This is a genomic window from Hyphomonas sp. BRH_c22, assembly GCF_000961795.1.
In the GTDB taxonomy this organism is placed as follows: Bacteria; Pseudomonadota; Alphaproteobacteria; order Caulobacterales; family Hyphomonadaceae; genus Hyphomonas.
In genome coordinates this window covers 1-14077 of sequence record NZ_LADU01000030.1, presented here as the reverse complement: position 1 = coordinate 14077, position 14077 = coordinate 1, and the positions used below count along the sequence as shown (strand labels likewise).

At 61.3% G+C, this 14077-nt stretch carries 13 protein-coding genes and 1 pseudogene; 8 read left to right on the top strand and 6 right to left on the bottom strand.

Going from position 1 to position 14077, the window contains the following annotated elements; translation table 11 throughout:
• The first annotated feature begins 24 nt into the window (after nucleotides 1-24).
• The 3 genes from VR74_RS04275 to VR74_RS04265 are packed head-to-tail and all read left to right on the top strand — an operon-like array spanning nucleotide 25 to nucleotide 3001.
• Nucleotides 25-1239 carry an acyl-CoA dehydrogenase family protein gene (locus tag VR74_RS04275; protein ID WP_045694691.1) on the top strand — a complete coding sequence of 405 codons (1215 nt, stop codon included), beginning with the start codon at nucleotides 25-27 and terminating at the stop codon, nucleotides 1237-1239.
• A gap of 2 nt (nucleotides 1240-1241) precedes the next feature.
• Nucleotides 1242-1868, top strand: coding sequence for a 2-hydroxychromene-2-carboxylate isomerase (locus VR74_RS04270; protein WP_299949579.1), 627 nt, complete (start codon nucleotides 1242-1244; stop codon nucleotides 1866-1868).
• Nucleotides 1865-3001, top strand: a complete 1137-nt coding sequence (locus VR74_RS04265; RefSeq protein ID WP_045694689.1) for an acyl-CoA dehydrogenase — start codon at nucleotides 1865-1867, stop codon at nucleotides 2999-3001. The genes VR74_RS04270 and VR74_RS04265 overlap by 4 nt, the downstream gene beginning before the upstream one ends.
• An 82-nt stretch (nucleotides 3002-3083) precedes the next feature.
• On the opposite strand, the gene VR74_RS04260 is transcribed toward VR74_RS04265, so the two are convergent.
• Both VR74_RS04260 and VR74_RS04255 read right to left on the bottom strand, forming a co-directional pair.
• Nucleotides 3084-3521 carry a DUF2853 family protein gene (locus tag VR74_RS04260; protein ID WP_299949577.1) on the bottom strand — a complete coding sequence of 146 codons (438 nt, stop codon included), beginning with the start codon at nucleotides 3519-3521 and terminating at the stop codon, nucleotides 3084-3086.
• A 170-nt stretch (nucleotides 3522-3691) separates the two neighbouring features.
• The gene (locus tag VR74_RS04255; RefSeq protein WP_299949575.1) at nucleotides 3692-4588 is read right to left on the bottom strand and encodes an SIMPL domain-containing protein; all 897 of its coding nucleotides are present in this window, start codon (nucleotides 4586-4588) and stop codon (nucleotides 3692-3694) included.
• A gap of 122 nt (nucleotides 4589-4710) precedes the next feature.
• Between VR74_RS04255 and VR74_RS04250 the strand changes: the two genes are divergently transcribed.
• Together VR74_RS04250 and VR74_RS04245 are read left to right on the top strand one after the other, a co-directional pair.
• Entirely contained in the window at nucleotides 4711-6315 is a 1605-nt protein-coding gene (locus VR74_RS04250; protein ID WP_045694687.1) for an FMN-binding glutamate synthase family protein, read from the top strand.
• 96 nt (nucleotides 6316-6411) lie between these two features.
• A complete protein-coding gene (locus tag VR74_RS04245; protein ID WP_045694685.1) occupies nucleotides 6412-6639 on the top strand; it encodes a hypothetical protein in 228 nt (75 codons plus the stop codon).
• Nucleotides 6640-6696: 57 nt separating this feature from the next.
• On the opposite strand, the gene bfr is transcribed toward VR74_RS04245, so the two are convergent.
• Nucleotides 6697-7176, bottom strand: a complete 480-nt coding sequence (gene bfr / locus VR74_RS04240; protein WP_045694683.1) for a bacterioferritin — start codon at nucleotides 7174-7176, stop codon at nucleotides 6697-6699.
• Between the two features lie 145 nt (nucleotides 7177-7321).
• On the bottom strand, nucleotides 7322-7531 hold the full coding sequence (locus tag VR74_RS04235) for a (2Fe-2S)-binding protein (protein WP_299949573.1): 210 nt from the start codon (nucleotides 7529-7531) through the stop codon (nucleotides 7322-7324).
• Nucleotides 7532-7654: 123 nt separating this feature from the next.
• On the opposite strand from VR74_RS04235, the gene VR74_RS04230 reads away from it, so the two are divergent.
• The gene (locus VR74_RS04230) at nucleotides 7655-9244 is read left to right on the top strand and encodes a lysine--tRNA ligase (protein WP_045694682.1); all 1590 of its coding nucleotides are present in this window, start codon (nucleotides 7655-7657) and stop codon (nucleotides 9242-9244) included.
• A 69-nt stretch (nucleotides 9245-9313) separates the two neighbouring features.
• A complete protein-coding gene (locus tag VR74_RS04225; RefSeq protein WP_045694680.1) occupies nucleotides 9314-9652 on the top strand; it encodes a DUF6726 family protein in 339 nt (112 codons plus the stop codon).
• A gap of 6 nt (nucleotides 9653-9658) precedes the next feature.
• Here the strand turns inward: VR74_RS04225 and VR74_RS04220 are convergent, their stop codons facing one another.
• Nucleotides 9659-13117 (bottom strand): indolepyruvate ferredoxin oxidoreductase family protein, encoded by a 3459-nt coding sequence (locus tag VR74_RS04220; RefSeq protein ID WP_045694679.1) that lies wholly within the window; start codon nucleotides 13115-13117, stop codon nucleotides 9659-9661.
• Between the two features lie 128 nt (nucleotides 13118-13245).
• On the opposite strand from VR74_RS04220, the gene VR74_RS04215 reads away from it, so the two are divergent.
• On the top strand, nucleotides 13246-13740 hold the full coding sequence (locus VR74_RS04215; RefSeq protein WP_045694677.1) for an Lrp/AsnC family transcriptional regulator: 495 nt from the start codon (nucleotides 13246-13248) through the stop codon (nucleotides 13738-13740).
• A gap of 13 nt (nucleotides 13741-13753) precedes the next feature.
• Here VR74_RS04215 and VR74_RS04210 read toward each other — a convergent pair.
• Nucleotides 13754-14077, bottom strand: a pseudogene (locus tag VR74_RS04210) (hypothetical protein); the annotation flags it as partial.

Genomic DNA, 14077 nt, shown 5'->3' with positions numbered 1-14077 from the left:
CCTGACAATTGAGGAGTCGCCGCCATGGCCTATGACGTCACCGAAGATCTGGACGCGTTTCGCGCCGAAGTGCGTGACTGGTTGGAAGCGAATTGTCCGCCTTCAATGCGCACGCCGATGACAGACGAGGAAATCGTCTGGGGCGGCAGGAAGGGAGAATTCGTCAACCCGGACTCCAAGATCTGGCTGGAACGGATGGGCGAGAAGGGCTGGACGGCCCCGGAATGGCCAGCTGCGTATGGCGGCGGCGGACTGAACAAGGAACAGAACCGTGTCCTGCAGGAAGAGTTGCGCCGCATCCGGGCGCGTCCTGCACTCTTTTCCTTCGGCCTGTGGATGTTCGGTCCAGCCCTGCTCGAGTTTGGCAATGAGGAACAGAAGAAGCGGTTCCTGCCGGATATCGTCAAAGGCAAGACGCGCTGGTGCCAGGGCTATTCAGAGCCGGGCGCCGGTTCCGATCTTGCCGGCCTGCAGACCAGGTGCGAAGACAAGGGCGACCATTACCTGATCAACGGCCAGAAGGTGTGGACCTCCTATGCTGATCAGGCCGACTGGATTTTCTGCCTTGTGCGCACCGACACATCGTCAAAGCATGAAGGCATCAGCTTCATCCTGTTCGACATGGAGAGCCCGGGCGTTGAAGCACGGCCGATCCTTCTGATCTCCGGTTCGTCGCCCTTCTGCGAAACCTTCTTCACCGATGTGAAAGTGCCCAAGGACCAGTTGGTCGGCCGGGTGAATGGCGGCTGGGAAATTGCCAAACGCCTGCTCCAGTTCGAACGCTCGTCGATTTCGGCTGGCGGCTTTGGCGGCACCGGCGGCTCTGGCATTCTCGGCCCGGAAGAATATGCCAAGATGCATGTCGGCACGGACAGCGAAGGCCGGATCGCCGATGGCGATCTGCGCGGACGCATCGCAGACCACAAGATGTATGCCAAGGCCTTCAATCTCACCGTCCAGCGCCAGACCGAACAGGCCAAGGCCGGCCAGCAGGTTGGCCACACAGCCTCGATCCTGAAATACGGCGCGGCCAAGATGAACCAGGATCGCCATGAACTCCTGATCGAGGCACTCGGCTCGGAAGGCCTCGGCTGGGAAGGGGAGGGCTTTGACGAAAGCGCGATGAAGGCCACCCGTGGCTGGCTGCGCTCAAAAGGCAATTCGATCGAGGGCGGCACCAGCGAAATCAACCTGAATGTCATCGCCAAGCGCGTTCTGGGACTGAAAGACCATCAGTAGCCATGGGCGTGATCGAGTTCTGGTTCGAGTTTGCATCGACCTATTCCTATCCGGCAGCGATGCGGATAGAGGCGCTCGCCAGCAAGGCGGGGCACATGGTCGAGTGGACACCCTTCCTGCTCGGGCCCTTGTTCCATGCGCAGCAGGGGCTGACCGACAGTCCGTTCAATGCCGTTCCCGTGAAGGGCAGATACATGTGGCGCGATCTTGCGCGCGTCTGCGCGAAAGAGGGATTGCCGCTGCAGACGCCTGTGGCGTTCCCGCAGAGTGGACTTCTCGCGGCGCGCTGTACGCTCGCGCTTGCGAAGGAAGCGCGCGCTGCATTCGTCAAGGCGGTCTACACTGAGAACTTCGCGCGCGGCGCGCTGATTTCCGAACCGGACGTCATCGCCCGCTGCATTGAATCGGCCGGGCAGGATTCAGGCGCGGTGCTGGCGCGATCCGGCACTGACGAGATCAAGGCCGAACTCAAGGCCAATACAGAAGAAGCCATCCGCCGCGGCGTGTTTGGCTCGCCAACTTTCTTTGCCGGTGACGGCGAAATGTTCTGGGGCAATGACCGTCTGGAAGACGCCATGGCATGGCAAGACGCGCCCCGCAAAGTAATGTCCATTGGAGGGCCGAAATGAGCTTCGTTTTGACTGAAGACCAGGAAATGCTGCGCGACACCGCCCTGGCATTTGTACGCGATGAGCTGCCAGTGACCCATTTGCGCACCCTGCGCGACAAGGGTGCCAATGGCCACGACGCTGACACCCGCAGGAAACTGGCAGAGCTTGGTTTCTTCGGTGTCATCATTCCGGACGAGCCGGGCGGCGAGCATTTTGGCCTCGTGGGTCTTGGACAGATCCTCGAAGCGCAGGGGCGCACACTGGCGGCGACGCCATTGCTGCAGACGGCCCTGATCGCTGCGTCAGCCATCCAGCTCGGCGGCAGCAAGGCGCTGCAGGCTGAATGGCTGCCAAAGATCGCAACCGGCGAGACGACTTTCGCACTGGCGCTTGACGAGTCCGCGCATTTCTCGCCGCTGAATGTCGCGACTGAGGCCGAACGCAATGGCCAGGGCTATACGCTGAACGGCATGAAGCGTTTCGTGCCCGGCGGCCATGATGCCGAAATGTTCATCGTCGTTGCCCGCACATTCGGAGAGGCTGGCGACCGCCACGGCATTACCCTGTTTCTCGTGCCGGCAAATGCCAAGGGCGTGACGGTGCAGGAACTGAAAACGGTCGATTCCCATGGCGCCGCGCATGTGACGTTCGAGGATGTCATGGTCAAGGAAGGCGCTGTGATTGGCCCCGTCGATGAAGGTGCGGATGTGCTGGAACCGGTGCTGGACCGTGCCGCCATTGGCCTGGCCGCCGAGATGCTCGGATCGTCTGCGGCCGCATTCGAGATGACATTGGAATACCTGCAGAGCCGCAAGCAGTTTGGCCAGCTGATCGGCTCGTTCCAGTCGATGCAGCATCGCGCCGCCAAAATGTTCGTCGAACTGGAAATGACCCGGTCCTGCGTGGCTGCGGCCCTGGCCGCCGTTGATTCCGGCAAGGGTGACGTGGCCGAACTGGCAAGCCTTGCCAAGGCAAAGGCGGGCGAGCTTGTGCACCTTGTGTCGAACGAATGCGTCCAGATGCACGGCGGCATCGGCATGACCGACGTGGCCGATCCCGGCCTCTACATGAAACGCGCGCGTGTACAGGAAGCACTTTATGGCAGCGCCAGCTGGCATCGCGACCGCTACGCGCGGCTACAGGGTTTCTGATCCCCCTTCGAATCCAGACATGAAAAAGCCGGGCCAGCCATGCTGTGCCCGGCTTTTATTTTTCCGCGAGCGGATCGAACGGCTAGCCCTTGAGGGCTGAGCCTTTCTTGAGCGCCTTGGCGATCAGGTAGTACATGACAGGGCGGTGCTTGGCGCGAACCGACTTGCCATACTTCGCAATGGCGTCAGCAATGGCGGCATCTGCCTTGGCTTCGTCCGTGACGCCCAGCTTCTTCGCGACAAAGCCCTTGCGAACGCGTGCAAGTTCGTCCTTGTCGGAAGCGGCGATCGTTGCCGTGTCCGATTTGTAGATGGTTGGGCCAGACGCCTTCACGGCAGCCTCGAGCAGCGCCATGTCGGGACGGGCTTCACCGACTTTCTCTTTCAGGTCGGTGACGTATTTTTCCATCAGCACTTCTTTCGCTGTTGGCGCCTTGGCTGGCGCAGCGATCTTCGGTGCAGGTGCTGCCTTCTTTGCGGCGGCGGGTTTCTTGGTTTTTGGCTTGGTTGCTTTTGCCATGGGAGTGTCTCCTCAATGGGCCCGGAAGCGGGCGGTTTTTGTCTTACGTAATCTGACTACACGAATCTCTTGATGCGTATGGTGCTTTAAACGTGATTTCCACAGGTCGGCAACCCCGGCAGCTGAATTAAAGCAAATGCCTCAACGGGAAAATCTGTAGACGGAATGAATTAATCGCCCTTTACTGCGTAGATGGTGCACACACTTGAGGAGATCGTCTGTTTAGGTTCATCCGATGGCAGGTTCAGCGCATCAATGTCGGCTTGCGTGATCGTCACTTCTTCGCCACCTATTTTCGAGGCCGTCACAGTTACCGTCTGCAAGCGCGATGTTGAATACTCTTCCTGTTCTCTTGCCGGAGCCGGAGATGGGCTGCGGCTTACCATGCCTGGAGTGTTCGACCATTTGCCAAGACAAGGTCCGTTCCCCTCCTGCACGACCAGCAGGCGCCCAAGCGTCGCATTGGACGCGGCCGCACTGGCCCCTGCGCGCAGGGCGGCGTCCTTTATGGCCTCTTCATAGGCCGCCCGGTTCAACTCGGTCGTGGCTTGCAGAAATGTATTCAGCCGCGACGCGTTTTCCGGGCCAAGGGCCAAAGCGCCCGCACGTGCTTTTCCAGCAAGACTGACATCATCGACCTCGACTGACACGCTGACTCGGGCTTCGTATCCTTTCACCTTGTCAGCGCGTTCATTTTCAATCCGGTTGCCAGTCTTGTCGCGATACTGTTCGTAGTATGGGCGCACGTCGACGGATGTCTGAACGATTGCGCTGTCCCCAGCGACGGCCTTGATCGTGTCATAGGCCAGCCGCCCCCTTTCGACAGCCAGCTTCATGGCGTCATTCGCATCTTTGTCGATTTCAAGATAAGTGACGTCAAAGTTTGCACGGTTCGGGGCGACCTCCATATTCGCCTGGCCCATTGCCTCAATCACGGGCTGCCGCGTCCAGTAAGGCGTCACGAACATGTCTTCCTGATAGTCATGGCTTGGGATGCTGGTAGCGATTTGGGGGAAGGCGGGCAGTGCAAGCAGGGTGAGCGCTGCGAGTGGCATAAGGAGTTTCATGTGTTCGGCCTTTCCGTGACAGGATGGGTGGAGCTCTTAGCGCATATCTTCCCTTGTGGCGTATCCAAGGCAGGCTAGGGTTGGCATGCTTCTGACTATTCTCTCCGACTCAGGAAAACGCAATGACGCGCCTATTGCCATCCGCTTTTATTCTCCTTTTTGCGATCAGTTTTGTTCTTGCCCTGATGACAGGCAGAAGCCTGTCGCCCCTGATGGTCGTGCTGGGAGGGATAGCGTCACCATTGGCGCTGCTTGGCCTCTATGACTTTTTTCAGCGGCGTCACACCTTGTGGCGCAACTTCCCGATCCTTGCGCATATCAGGTGGATTGCGGAAGAGCTGCGGCCTTTCTTCCGGTCCTACATCGTCGAGAGCGACACGGAGGGCCGGCCGTTCAATCATGAGCAACGCGCGCTTGTCTATCGGCGCGCGAAGAACGTGTCGTCGGTCGAACCGTTTGGCAGCCAGCTCGACATCGACAAGCCGCCTTATGAATGGCTCGCGCATTCAATCGCGGCGAAGCACAATGTCGAAGACTGCCCGCGTATCAGCGTCGGTGCGCCGGGTACGGCGCAGCCTTACTCTGCCAGCGTGTTCAACATTTCCGCCATGAGTTTCGGCGCGCTGGGTGCGCATGCGATCGAAGCGCTGTCGGCCGGGGCAAAGAAGGGGAACTTCTACCACGATACCGGCGAGGGCGGCGTATCGCCATATCACCGCGCAGGCGGCGCTGATCTTGTCTGGGAAATCGGCTCTGGCTATTTCGGCTGCCGCGCGCGCGATGGCTCGTTTGATCCAGCGCGTTTTGAAGACGTTGCGAAAGACCCTCAGATCAAGATGATCGAGATCAAGCTGAGCCAAGGGGCCAAGCCCGGCCATGGCGGCGTTCTGCCGGGCGCGAAGGTAACGGCCGAGATCGCTGCGACTCGGGGAATACCGATTGGCGAGACGTGCTTTTCTCCGCCCGCACACTCGGCGTTTTCGACACCTCTGGAAATGATGGCCTTTGTTGCGCGCCTGCGGGATCTGTCAGGCGGCAAGCCGGTCGGTATCAAGTTTTGCGTCGGCAATCGCTGGGAGATCCTGGCGCTGTGCAAGGCGATGCTCGAGACAGGCATCCGGACAGACTTCATGGTCGTGGATGGCGGGGAGGGCGGCACGGGCGCTGCGCCGGCAGAATTCCTGGACCATGTCGGCGCGCCATTGCGTCAGGGACTGGTTCTGACACGCAACGCCCTGATCGGCACGGGACTGAAGGATCATGTCCGTCTTGCCTGTGCAGGCAAGCAGACGAGCGCCTTTGCGCTGGCATCATCCATGGCGCTCGGAGCCGACTGGGTGAATACGGCGCGCGGTTTCATGTTCTCGCTTGGCTGCATCCAGTCGCTCAACTGCCACAACAATACCTGCCCGACCGGGATTGCGACCACGGACAAGGGGCGCCAGCGCGGGCTCGTCGTCGCCGACAAGGCGGAACGCGTCTACAATTTTCACCGCAACACGGTGAAGGCCCTGATGGAAGTTGTTGGCGCGGCCGGGTGCCATCATCCCTCAGAGCTGACGCCGCGCCACGTCATGCACCGGGTTACGGAGGACCTGGTGCAGCCGGCCCACCAGGCCTATGACCTGCTTGAAAGGGACGCGTTGCTTGACGCCCCGGATGATACCAATCTCGCCACTGAATGGGCCATGGCGCAGGCCTCATCATTCCGTCCCGTGAGCATTTAGCGCCTGCAGAGCGGCCCGTCGCCCCGGCAAGGCGCTTGGCAAATGCCGCAAAGCTTGGTTTCATCCGCCCCGGGCCATGCAGAGGAGGACGCACCCATGGATTCCGGAAATTCAGCCGCATTTGTGGTCATTGGTATCATCTACCTGGCGATGATCATTTTCTTCATCGTCTGCTACTGGAAGATATGGAGCAAGGCGGGCTTCAACGGCGCATGGTCGCTGCTGATGCTCATCCCGCTCGTGAACCTGATTGCCTTTGCCTACCTGGCTTTTGCCAAGTGGCCGATCCACGCAAGGCTCAATCCGACCGACACGTTCAACTAGCGCGCGGCGCCAGGAAGACATCAAGCCGGCCCCATATGTAGGGCCGGCTTTTTTATGTCAGGAGCCGTTCGCTTCGGATTGCAGCAGCGTGTAGCGCTCGATGCCGATGCGTTCGATCAGGTCGAACTGGGTTTCGAGATAGTCGACATGTTCTTCCTCATTGTGGAGGATTTTTCCGAACAGGTCGCGGCTGACATAGTCACGAACCTTTTCGGCATGTTCCATTGCGTCCTTGAGCAGGGGGATGGCCATCATTTCCATCTTCAGGTCGCATTCCAGCATTTCCTGCACACTCTCGCCGATGTGCAGCTTGCCGAGGTCCTGCAGGTTGGGCAGGCCGCCGAGGAAGAGAATGCGCTCGATCAGCCAGTCGGCATGATGCATTTCTTCAATCGATTCCTTGTGTTCGTATTCCGCGAGCCTGCTCACGCCCCAATCCTTGAGCATCCGGGAATGCAGGAAATACTGGTTGATCGCTGTCAGCTCGTTCTTGAGACAGAGATTCAGGAACTCGATGACTTTGGTGTCGCCTTTCATGGGGCACTCCTGCGCAAGTAATGGGTCTGTTCGCGGAATAGGTGAATCGCTCGGCGATAGCAACGAATTCTCGAATAAAAACAAGTTCATCTGCAAGTGAGACACAGTCTCACATCGTGTTGAAACGCAGTCTCAACCAGATGATTTATTCAGCGGCCATGAGGGCAGGCGATGGCGCCTTGCGGTCCATTTCCTGCGAAATGATCTCGCCGATCGAGCAGCTGCATTTTCCGCAATTGAACTTGCACCCGTGATGTGCCTGCACGGCCTGAGGGCTGCGCGCACCGGCATCGACCGCGGCGCGGACGCTGGAACAATTGATACGGTTGCAGACACAGATGATCATGAGAACCATTTGCAGTAACTTGCGAATGATTGTCAAGCGCGTTTTACGCATCAGGCGTCGTGTCCGAGTTGACCCCTGCCGGGCCTGTGACTACAGGCTGTCCGCTTGAAACAGCCACGGAACCTGACCGACATGACCGAACTGTCCACGCTCGCCCAATCTGCCAAGGCCTGGCCGTTTGAACTGGCGCGCGCGCTGGAAAAGCGGGTCGGCCAGCAGGTCAAGGCGGGAGAGCGCAAGACGGGCGATCCCGTCGTGTTCGAAACCGGCTATGGGCCGTCAGGCCTGCCACATATCGGCACATTCGGGGAAGTCGTGCGCACGACAATGGTGCGCCATGCGTTCGAAGTGCTGACAGGTGGCAAGATACAGACGCGCCTCATCTGCATTTCCGATGACATGGACGGCATGCGCAAGGTGCCGCCAACGGTGCCAAACCCTGAAAGCCTCGAAGACTACCTGCAACTGCCGCTGACCTCGGTGCCGGACCCGTTTGGCACCCATGCCTCCTATGGCGCGCACATGAACGCGCGGCTGTGTGCCTTCCTCGACCAGTTCGGCTTCCAGTATGAATTCGTCTCGGCGACCGAATGCTACAAGTCCGGCCGCTTCGATCCGATGCTGCGCCGCGCGGCCGAAAAGTTCGACGAGATCATGGCGGTGATGCTGCCAACACTTGGCGCCGAACGGCAGGCAACCTATTCGCCCTTCCTGCCGATCTCGCCGACGACGGGCAGGGTCCTCTATGTGCCGATGAAGCATGTCGATGCGGCCAAGGGTGAAGTGACCTTCGAGGACGAGGATGGCAGCGAGGTAACGCTGCCGGTCACCGGCGGGCATGTGAAGATGCAGTGGAAGCCGGATTTCGGCATGCGCTGGGCCGCGCTCGGCGTCGATTTCGAAATGTTCGGCAAGGACCATCAGGCCAATGCGCCGATCTATTCCAGGATCGCCCGCATACTCGGCCACCGTCCGCCGGAACAATATGTCTACGAACTGTTCCTGGACGAGAAGGGCGAGAAGATCTCCAAGTCCAAGGGCAATGGCATCTCTGTTGAAGAATGGCTCGCCTATGCGCCGGACGAGAGCCTGTCCCTGTTCCAGTTCCAGAAGCCGCGCGTGGCGAAGAAGCTCTATTTCGACGTGATCCCGAAAACCGTGGACGAGTACCTGACCTTCCTCGAAAATTATCCGAACGAGGAACCGGCCCGGCAGCTTGAAAACCCGGTCTTCCACATTCATTCCGGCAACCCGCCGAAGGCGGATGTTCCGGTCAGCTTTGCGCTGCTGCTCAATCTCGTGGCCGTGGCCAATCCGGAGGACAAGAGCCAGCTCTGGGGCTTCATTTCGCGCTATGCGCCGGAGGCCTCGGCCGAGACGCATCCGCTGCTCGACAGTCTCGCAGGCTATGCCATGCGCTACTATCAGGACTTCATCCTGCCCGCGAAGACATACCGTGCGCCGACGGAGCAGGAGCGCGCCGCCATGGCGGACCTCTCTGCGCGGCTGGCAGCTTTCGATGAGGAGCCGACGCCGGAAAACCTGCAGACGCTGACCTTCTCCATCGGCAAGGACCATGGCTTCGAGAACCTGCGCGAATGGTTCCAGGCGCTCTATGAAGTGCTGCTCGGGCAAAGCCAGGGGCCGCGCTTTGGCAGTTTCGCGGCGCTCTATGGCGCCGGGAATACGGCCCGACTGATCGACGAGGCGCTGGCGCGGTAACGGGGTTTTATCTGGGACGCCAGACACGGGCCGCCTAGGCTCCCATTAAACCGGAAAGTGACCCTGCCCATGAAACCGTTCCAGGCGCTCCTGCTTGTGCCACTCTTCCTCTCGCTGCCAGCCTGTATCGCGACCAAGATCGTCACGGTGCCTGTGGGTCTTGCTGTGGATGCGGCGGAGGTGGCGGGCAAGGGCGTGGTCTATGTCGGGGGCACTGCGGTGCGGACCACGGGCGATGTGCTGGACGGGCAGGACGAGATGGCCCATCTGGACGTCACGCTGAAAACCCGTTCCGGCCGCACGAAACACATCCGCAAGACGGTCAAGGTCAAGTATCTTGAGCGCGAGCTCAAGAAGATCGAAAAGAAGGGCCGCATCGTGGACGTGGAGGTCACCAAGGCGGATTAAGCCGGTCTATTCCGCAGCGATCAGCGTGGTCTTCTCTTTCGGCATGTCGCCAGTCGGCCAGCCCTTCCACAGCGCGGCTTCCTTTTCGCTGGCGACGGCCACGGCGGCGTCCTTGATGTGGCCATAGCCGCGAATGTCGTCGGGAATTTCGGCAAGAGACACGGCAAGCGCGTGGTTCTTCGCGGTCAGGCCGGTGGCCAGCGTGTGCAGGGTTTCAAGATAGGTGTCGCGCAGGGCGCGTTCCATGCGGCGCTCTTCGGTGCGGCCGAACGGGTCGAACGGCGTTTCGCGCAGGCCCTTCAGTTTCGTCAGAACCTTGAAGCCGAGCATCATCCAGCCGCCGAAATGCTTCTTCTTCAGGTGGCCGTGGCTGTCCTTCTTCGAAATCATGGGCGGCGCCAGCCAGTAGTGCAGCTTGCCGCCCCTGAACTGGCTCGCGAGCTGGGTGGCGAATGCGCCATTGGTGTAGAGGCGGGCGACTTCATACTCGTCCTTGTAGGCCATCAGCTTGTAGGCATAGGTCGCAGCCGTGCGCGAGAGCTTGTCTCCGAGGCCGGCAGCCTCCTCGGCCGCGCGGACCTGCGCAACGGCGTCGCGATAGGTCTGGGCATAGGCCTCGTTCTGGTAGGCGACGAGGCGGGCGGCGCGGTCGTCGATCAGTTCGTCCAGCGTTTTCGGCTCAAGATGGCCGCGCGGGTCATGCTGCTGGGCGAGGCGTTCCGGCGCGGCGGCAGCGATGCGGCCGATATTGAACGCGGCCATATTGTCATCGGTCTTGGTGCCGTTGAGGCGGATCGCGCGGTAAAGGCCGCGCAGCGAAACGGGCACGGCGCCTTTCTGCCACGCATAGCCGACCATGATCATGTTCGTGTAGATCGCGTCATGCAGGTAGCCGACGGCGAGTGCCTCGGCATCGAAGGCGCCGAAATCGCGGGCCTGGCGCTTGACGCGGGCAGCGAGGAGATCGCTCTCGAAACGCTTGGACCGGTTGCGGATGAATTCGCTGGTCGGTGTCACGTCGGAATTGGCATAGGCCGCCGTGCGACCCGGGTCCATCAGCAGGAGCGCGTCACCGCCCGCCGCAACGACGAGGTCGCAGGCGATAATGAGGTCGGCGCTGGCGGGCGGAACGCGGCCGGTGGAGATGTCTTGCGGTTCGCGCGCGAAGCGGATGTGCGAGAGGACAGGGCCGCCCTTCTGGGCAAGGCCCGTCATGTCGAGCGAGGAGGCCGCATTGCCGTCGACATGGGCGGCCATGGCCAGCACGGCGGCGACAGTGGTGACGCCTGTGCCGCCAACGCCGGTGAACAGGACGTTCCAGGGGGTGGCGAGGGGCGGTGTCTCGGGCAAAGGCAGGTTCGAGGCGTCGAACGCGCGGCGGGTTTCGCCGGTCCAGGCCGGTTCGCCATCCTTGACGGTGACAAAGCTCGGACAGAAGCCGGTGAGGCAGGAGAGATCGGTATTGCAGGTCGACTGGTTGATCCGGCGCTTGCGGCCGAGCTCGGTCTCGACCGGCTCCACCGACAGGCAGTTCGATTTGACCGAACAGTCGCCGCAGCCTTCGCAGACTTCCTGGTTGATGATGACGCGCACGCGGTCGGGCGCGATGAGGCCGCGCTTGGAGCGGCGGCGCTTCTCGGTGGCGCACATCTGGTCATAGATCATCACCGAGACGCCGGGCGTGGCGCGCAGCATGACCTGCACGTCCTCAAGGTCTTCGCGGTCATAGATCTTCACGCGGCGGGGCAGGTGTTTCACGCCGGCATAACGGGTGGTGTCTTCGGTCACGATGACGATTGTCTCGACGCCTTCGGCCTCGACCTGCTGGGCGATCTGCGCAGGTGTCTGGCCGGATTCGACATGCTGGCCGCCGGTCATGGCAACCGCGTCATTGTAGAGGATCTTGTAGGTCATCTTCGCGCCGGACGTGACGGCCGCGCGGATGGCGAGGCTGCCGGAATGCGAATAGGTGCCGTCGCCGAGATTGACGAAGACATGGTCTTCATCGGTGGCCCAATGCTGGCCGACCCAGGCGATGCCTTCGCCGCCCATCTGGCTGGTCATGTCCGTCTTCCGGTCGGGCATGAAGTTCGCCATGTAATGGCAGCCGATACCGGCCAGCGCGCGCGAGCCTTCGGGCACGGTGGTGGACGTATTGTGCGGGCAGCCGGAGCAGAAATGCGGGCTGCGGATGGTGGGCGACGCATTGCTGCGCGCCGCCTCGCCAGCGCGGCCGACGCGGTCGAAATAGGCATCGGCGCGGGACGTGTCCCAGCCTGCCGGGATGATCTTCATCAGCGCGGCGGCCATTTCGGGGATTGTGATGGAGGCGACGTCGGACAGGAGCGGCTGGCCCCCTGCGGTGCGCTTGCCTTCCACGACCGGGCGCTTTGCATCCGGCAGGTCATAGAGGGCAGCCTTCAGCTGTTCCTCGATCAGCGGGCGTTTGTGCTCGATGACGACAACACGTTCGAGACCGGCGCAGAATTCCCGCACGCCTTCCGGTTCCAGCGGCCAGGGCATCGCCACCTTGAAAACGGTGAGGCCGAGGCGGCCTGCCTCTTCCGGCGTAAGGCCGATGGCGGCCAGGGCCTCGAACACATCGCGGGCGGCCTGTCCGGTGACGATGACGCCGATACGGGGCTTCGGTGAGGGAAGGATGACATGGTCGAGCCGGTTGGCACGGACATAGGCCTGCGCGGCGGGCAGCTTGAAATGGCGCAGGCGCGCTTCCTTCTCCAGCGGGGTGTCGCCGCGGCGCATGTGCACGCCGGATTCAGGCAGGTGGAAGGAGGGCGCGACGAAGCTGAACCGGTCGAGATCAATATTGACGACCGCGCCGGAATCCATCGTGTCGGCCAGGGCGACAAGGCCGGTCCAGGCGCCGCTGTAGCGGCTCATGTTCCAGCCATGGATACCATAGTCGAGCACGTCCTGGATCGAGGCGGGGTTGAGGACGGGAATCTCTGCGTCCGCCATCGCGAATTCCGATTGCGACGGCAGGGTCGAGGATTTGCAATTATGGTCGTCGCCGATGATGGCGAGCACGCCGCCCAGCGCCGACGTGCCGGCGGCATTGGCATGCTTGAACACGTCACCCGTGCGGTCAACGCCCGGGGCCTTGCCGTACCAGATGCCGAACAGGCCGTCATAGCGGGCACCGGGGAACAGGCCGAGCTGCTGGCTGCCCCAGACGGCGGTGGCGCCGAGGTCTTCATTCAGGCCTTCCCAGAACTTGATGTCATGGCTGTCGAGCAGGCCTTGCACGGCCCGCAACTGCTGGTCATATCCGCCGAGCGGCGAGCCGCGATAGCCGGAAATGAAGCCGGCCGTATTGTAGCCGGCGCCCCGGTCGAGGCGCTTGCGGTCAAGCGGCAGGCGGACGAGGGCCTGGATGCCCGTCATAAAGGCATTGCCCTCGACAAGCTCGTATTTGTCGTCCAGCGTAACTTCACGGTGTTTCATGGATGTGTCATCCTGAATAGCATTAAGGCAGATTATTGGGCATTTCGAACGAAATTGCTTGCCTTTCTTGCGCCGTTCCGTGTAATTCGAGGCATAATATGCCTTGAAACCGGGAGGGATGCAGAAAATTGGCCCAAGATCTTGATGCGATCGATGCCCGAATCCTCGATATTATCCAACGCGACGCGAGTCTTTCAGTTGCAGATATTGCGGATCGGGTCGGACTTTCTTCTTCGCCGTGCTGGCGTCGGATCAAGCGTATGGAAGAGGCCGGTTTCATTACCGGGCGCGTTACGCTGCTGGATAATTTTGCCCTCGGCCTGAACTTTGAAGTAATGGCGAGCGTCAAACTGGCCTTGCCGAGCCGGGAAAATCTCGAAGCCTTCGAATCCATCGTCCAGAACTGGTCGGAAGTGATCGAGTGCATGACGGTAACCGGCGCGGTGGACTACATGATCCATGTCGTGACGACGGACATGCACGCCTATGACAATTTCCTGCGTGACAAGCTGCTGGGCTCAGCGCTGGTGTCGGACGTGCAGTCGCGCATTGTGGTACGCGTGGCGAAGCGGACGACCGCCCTGCCGCTGGGCCTGGTGAGCGACCGGCTGAAATCCTCCTGAGCCCTCTGCGCAGTCAGGCCGCCGTGGCGTGAAGCGCGGGCCTGTAGCCCGCTGCAAGGGCGGTGCAGGTGGCCTGAGGGGTGAGGCGTGTGGCCTGCGGGGGCAGGGGTGTGGGGGCGCCATAGCCGCCAAATGACCATGGCCGCCCGGTCTGGCCCTGCTTGAGGAAGGCCGTTCCACCGGACGCGAAGAAGGCGCCATCGGGCAGGCTGGCCGGGTCCAGTGCTTCGCGCACGGCCTGACCTGTCAGCACGGACTGGACTTCGCCGGCGATGCGGGCATCGAGATCGGCGACGCGGACCGGCGCGGGCAGGGCGAGGGCGCCGCGGAAGGCCTT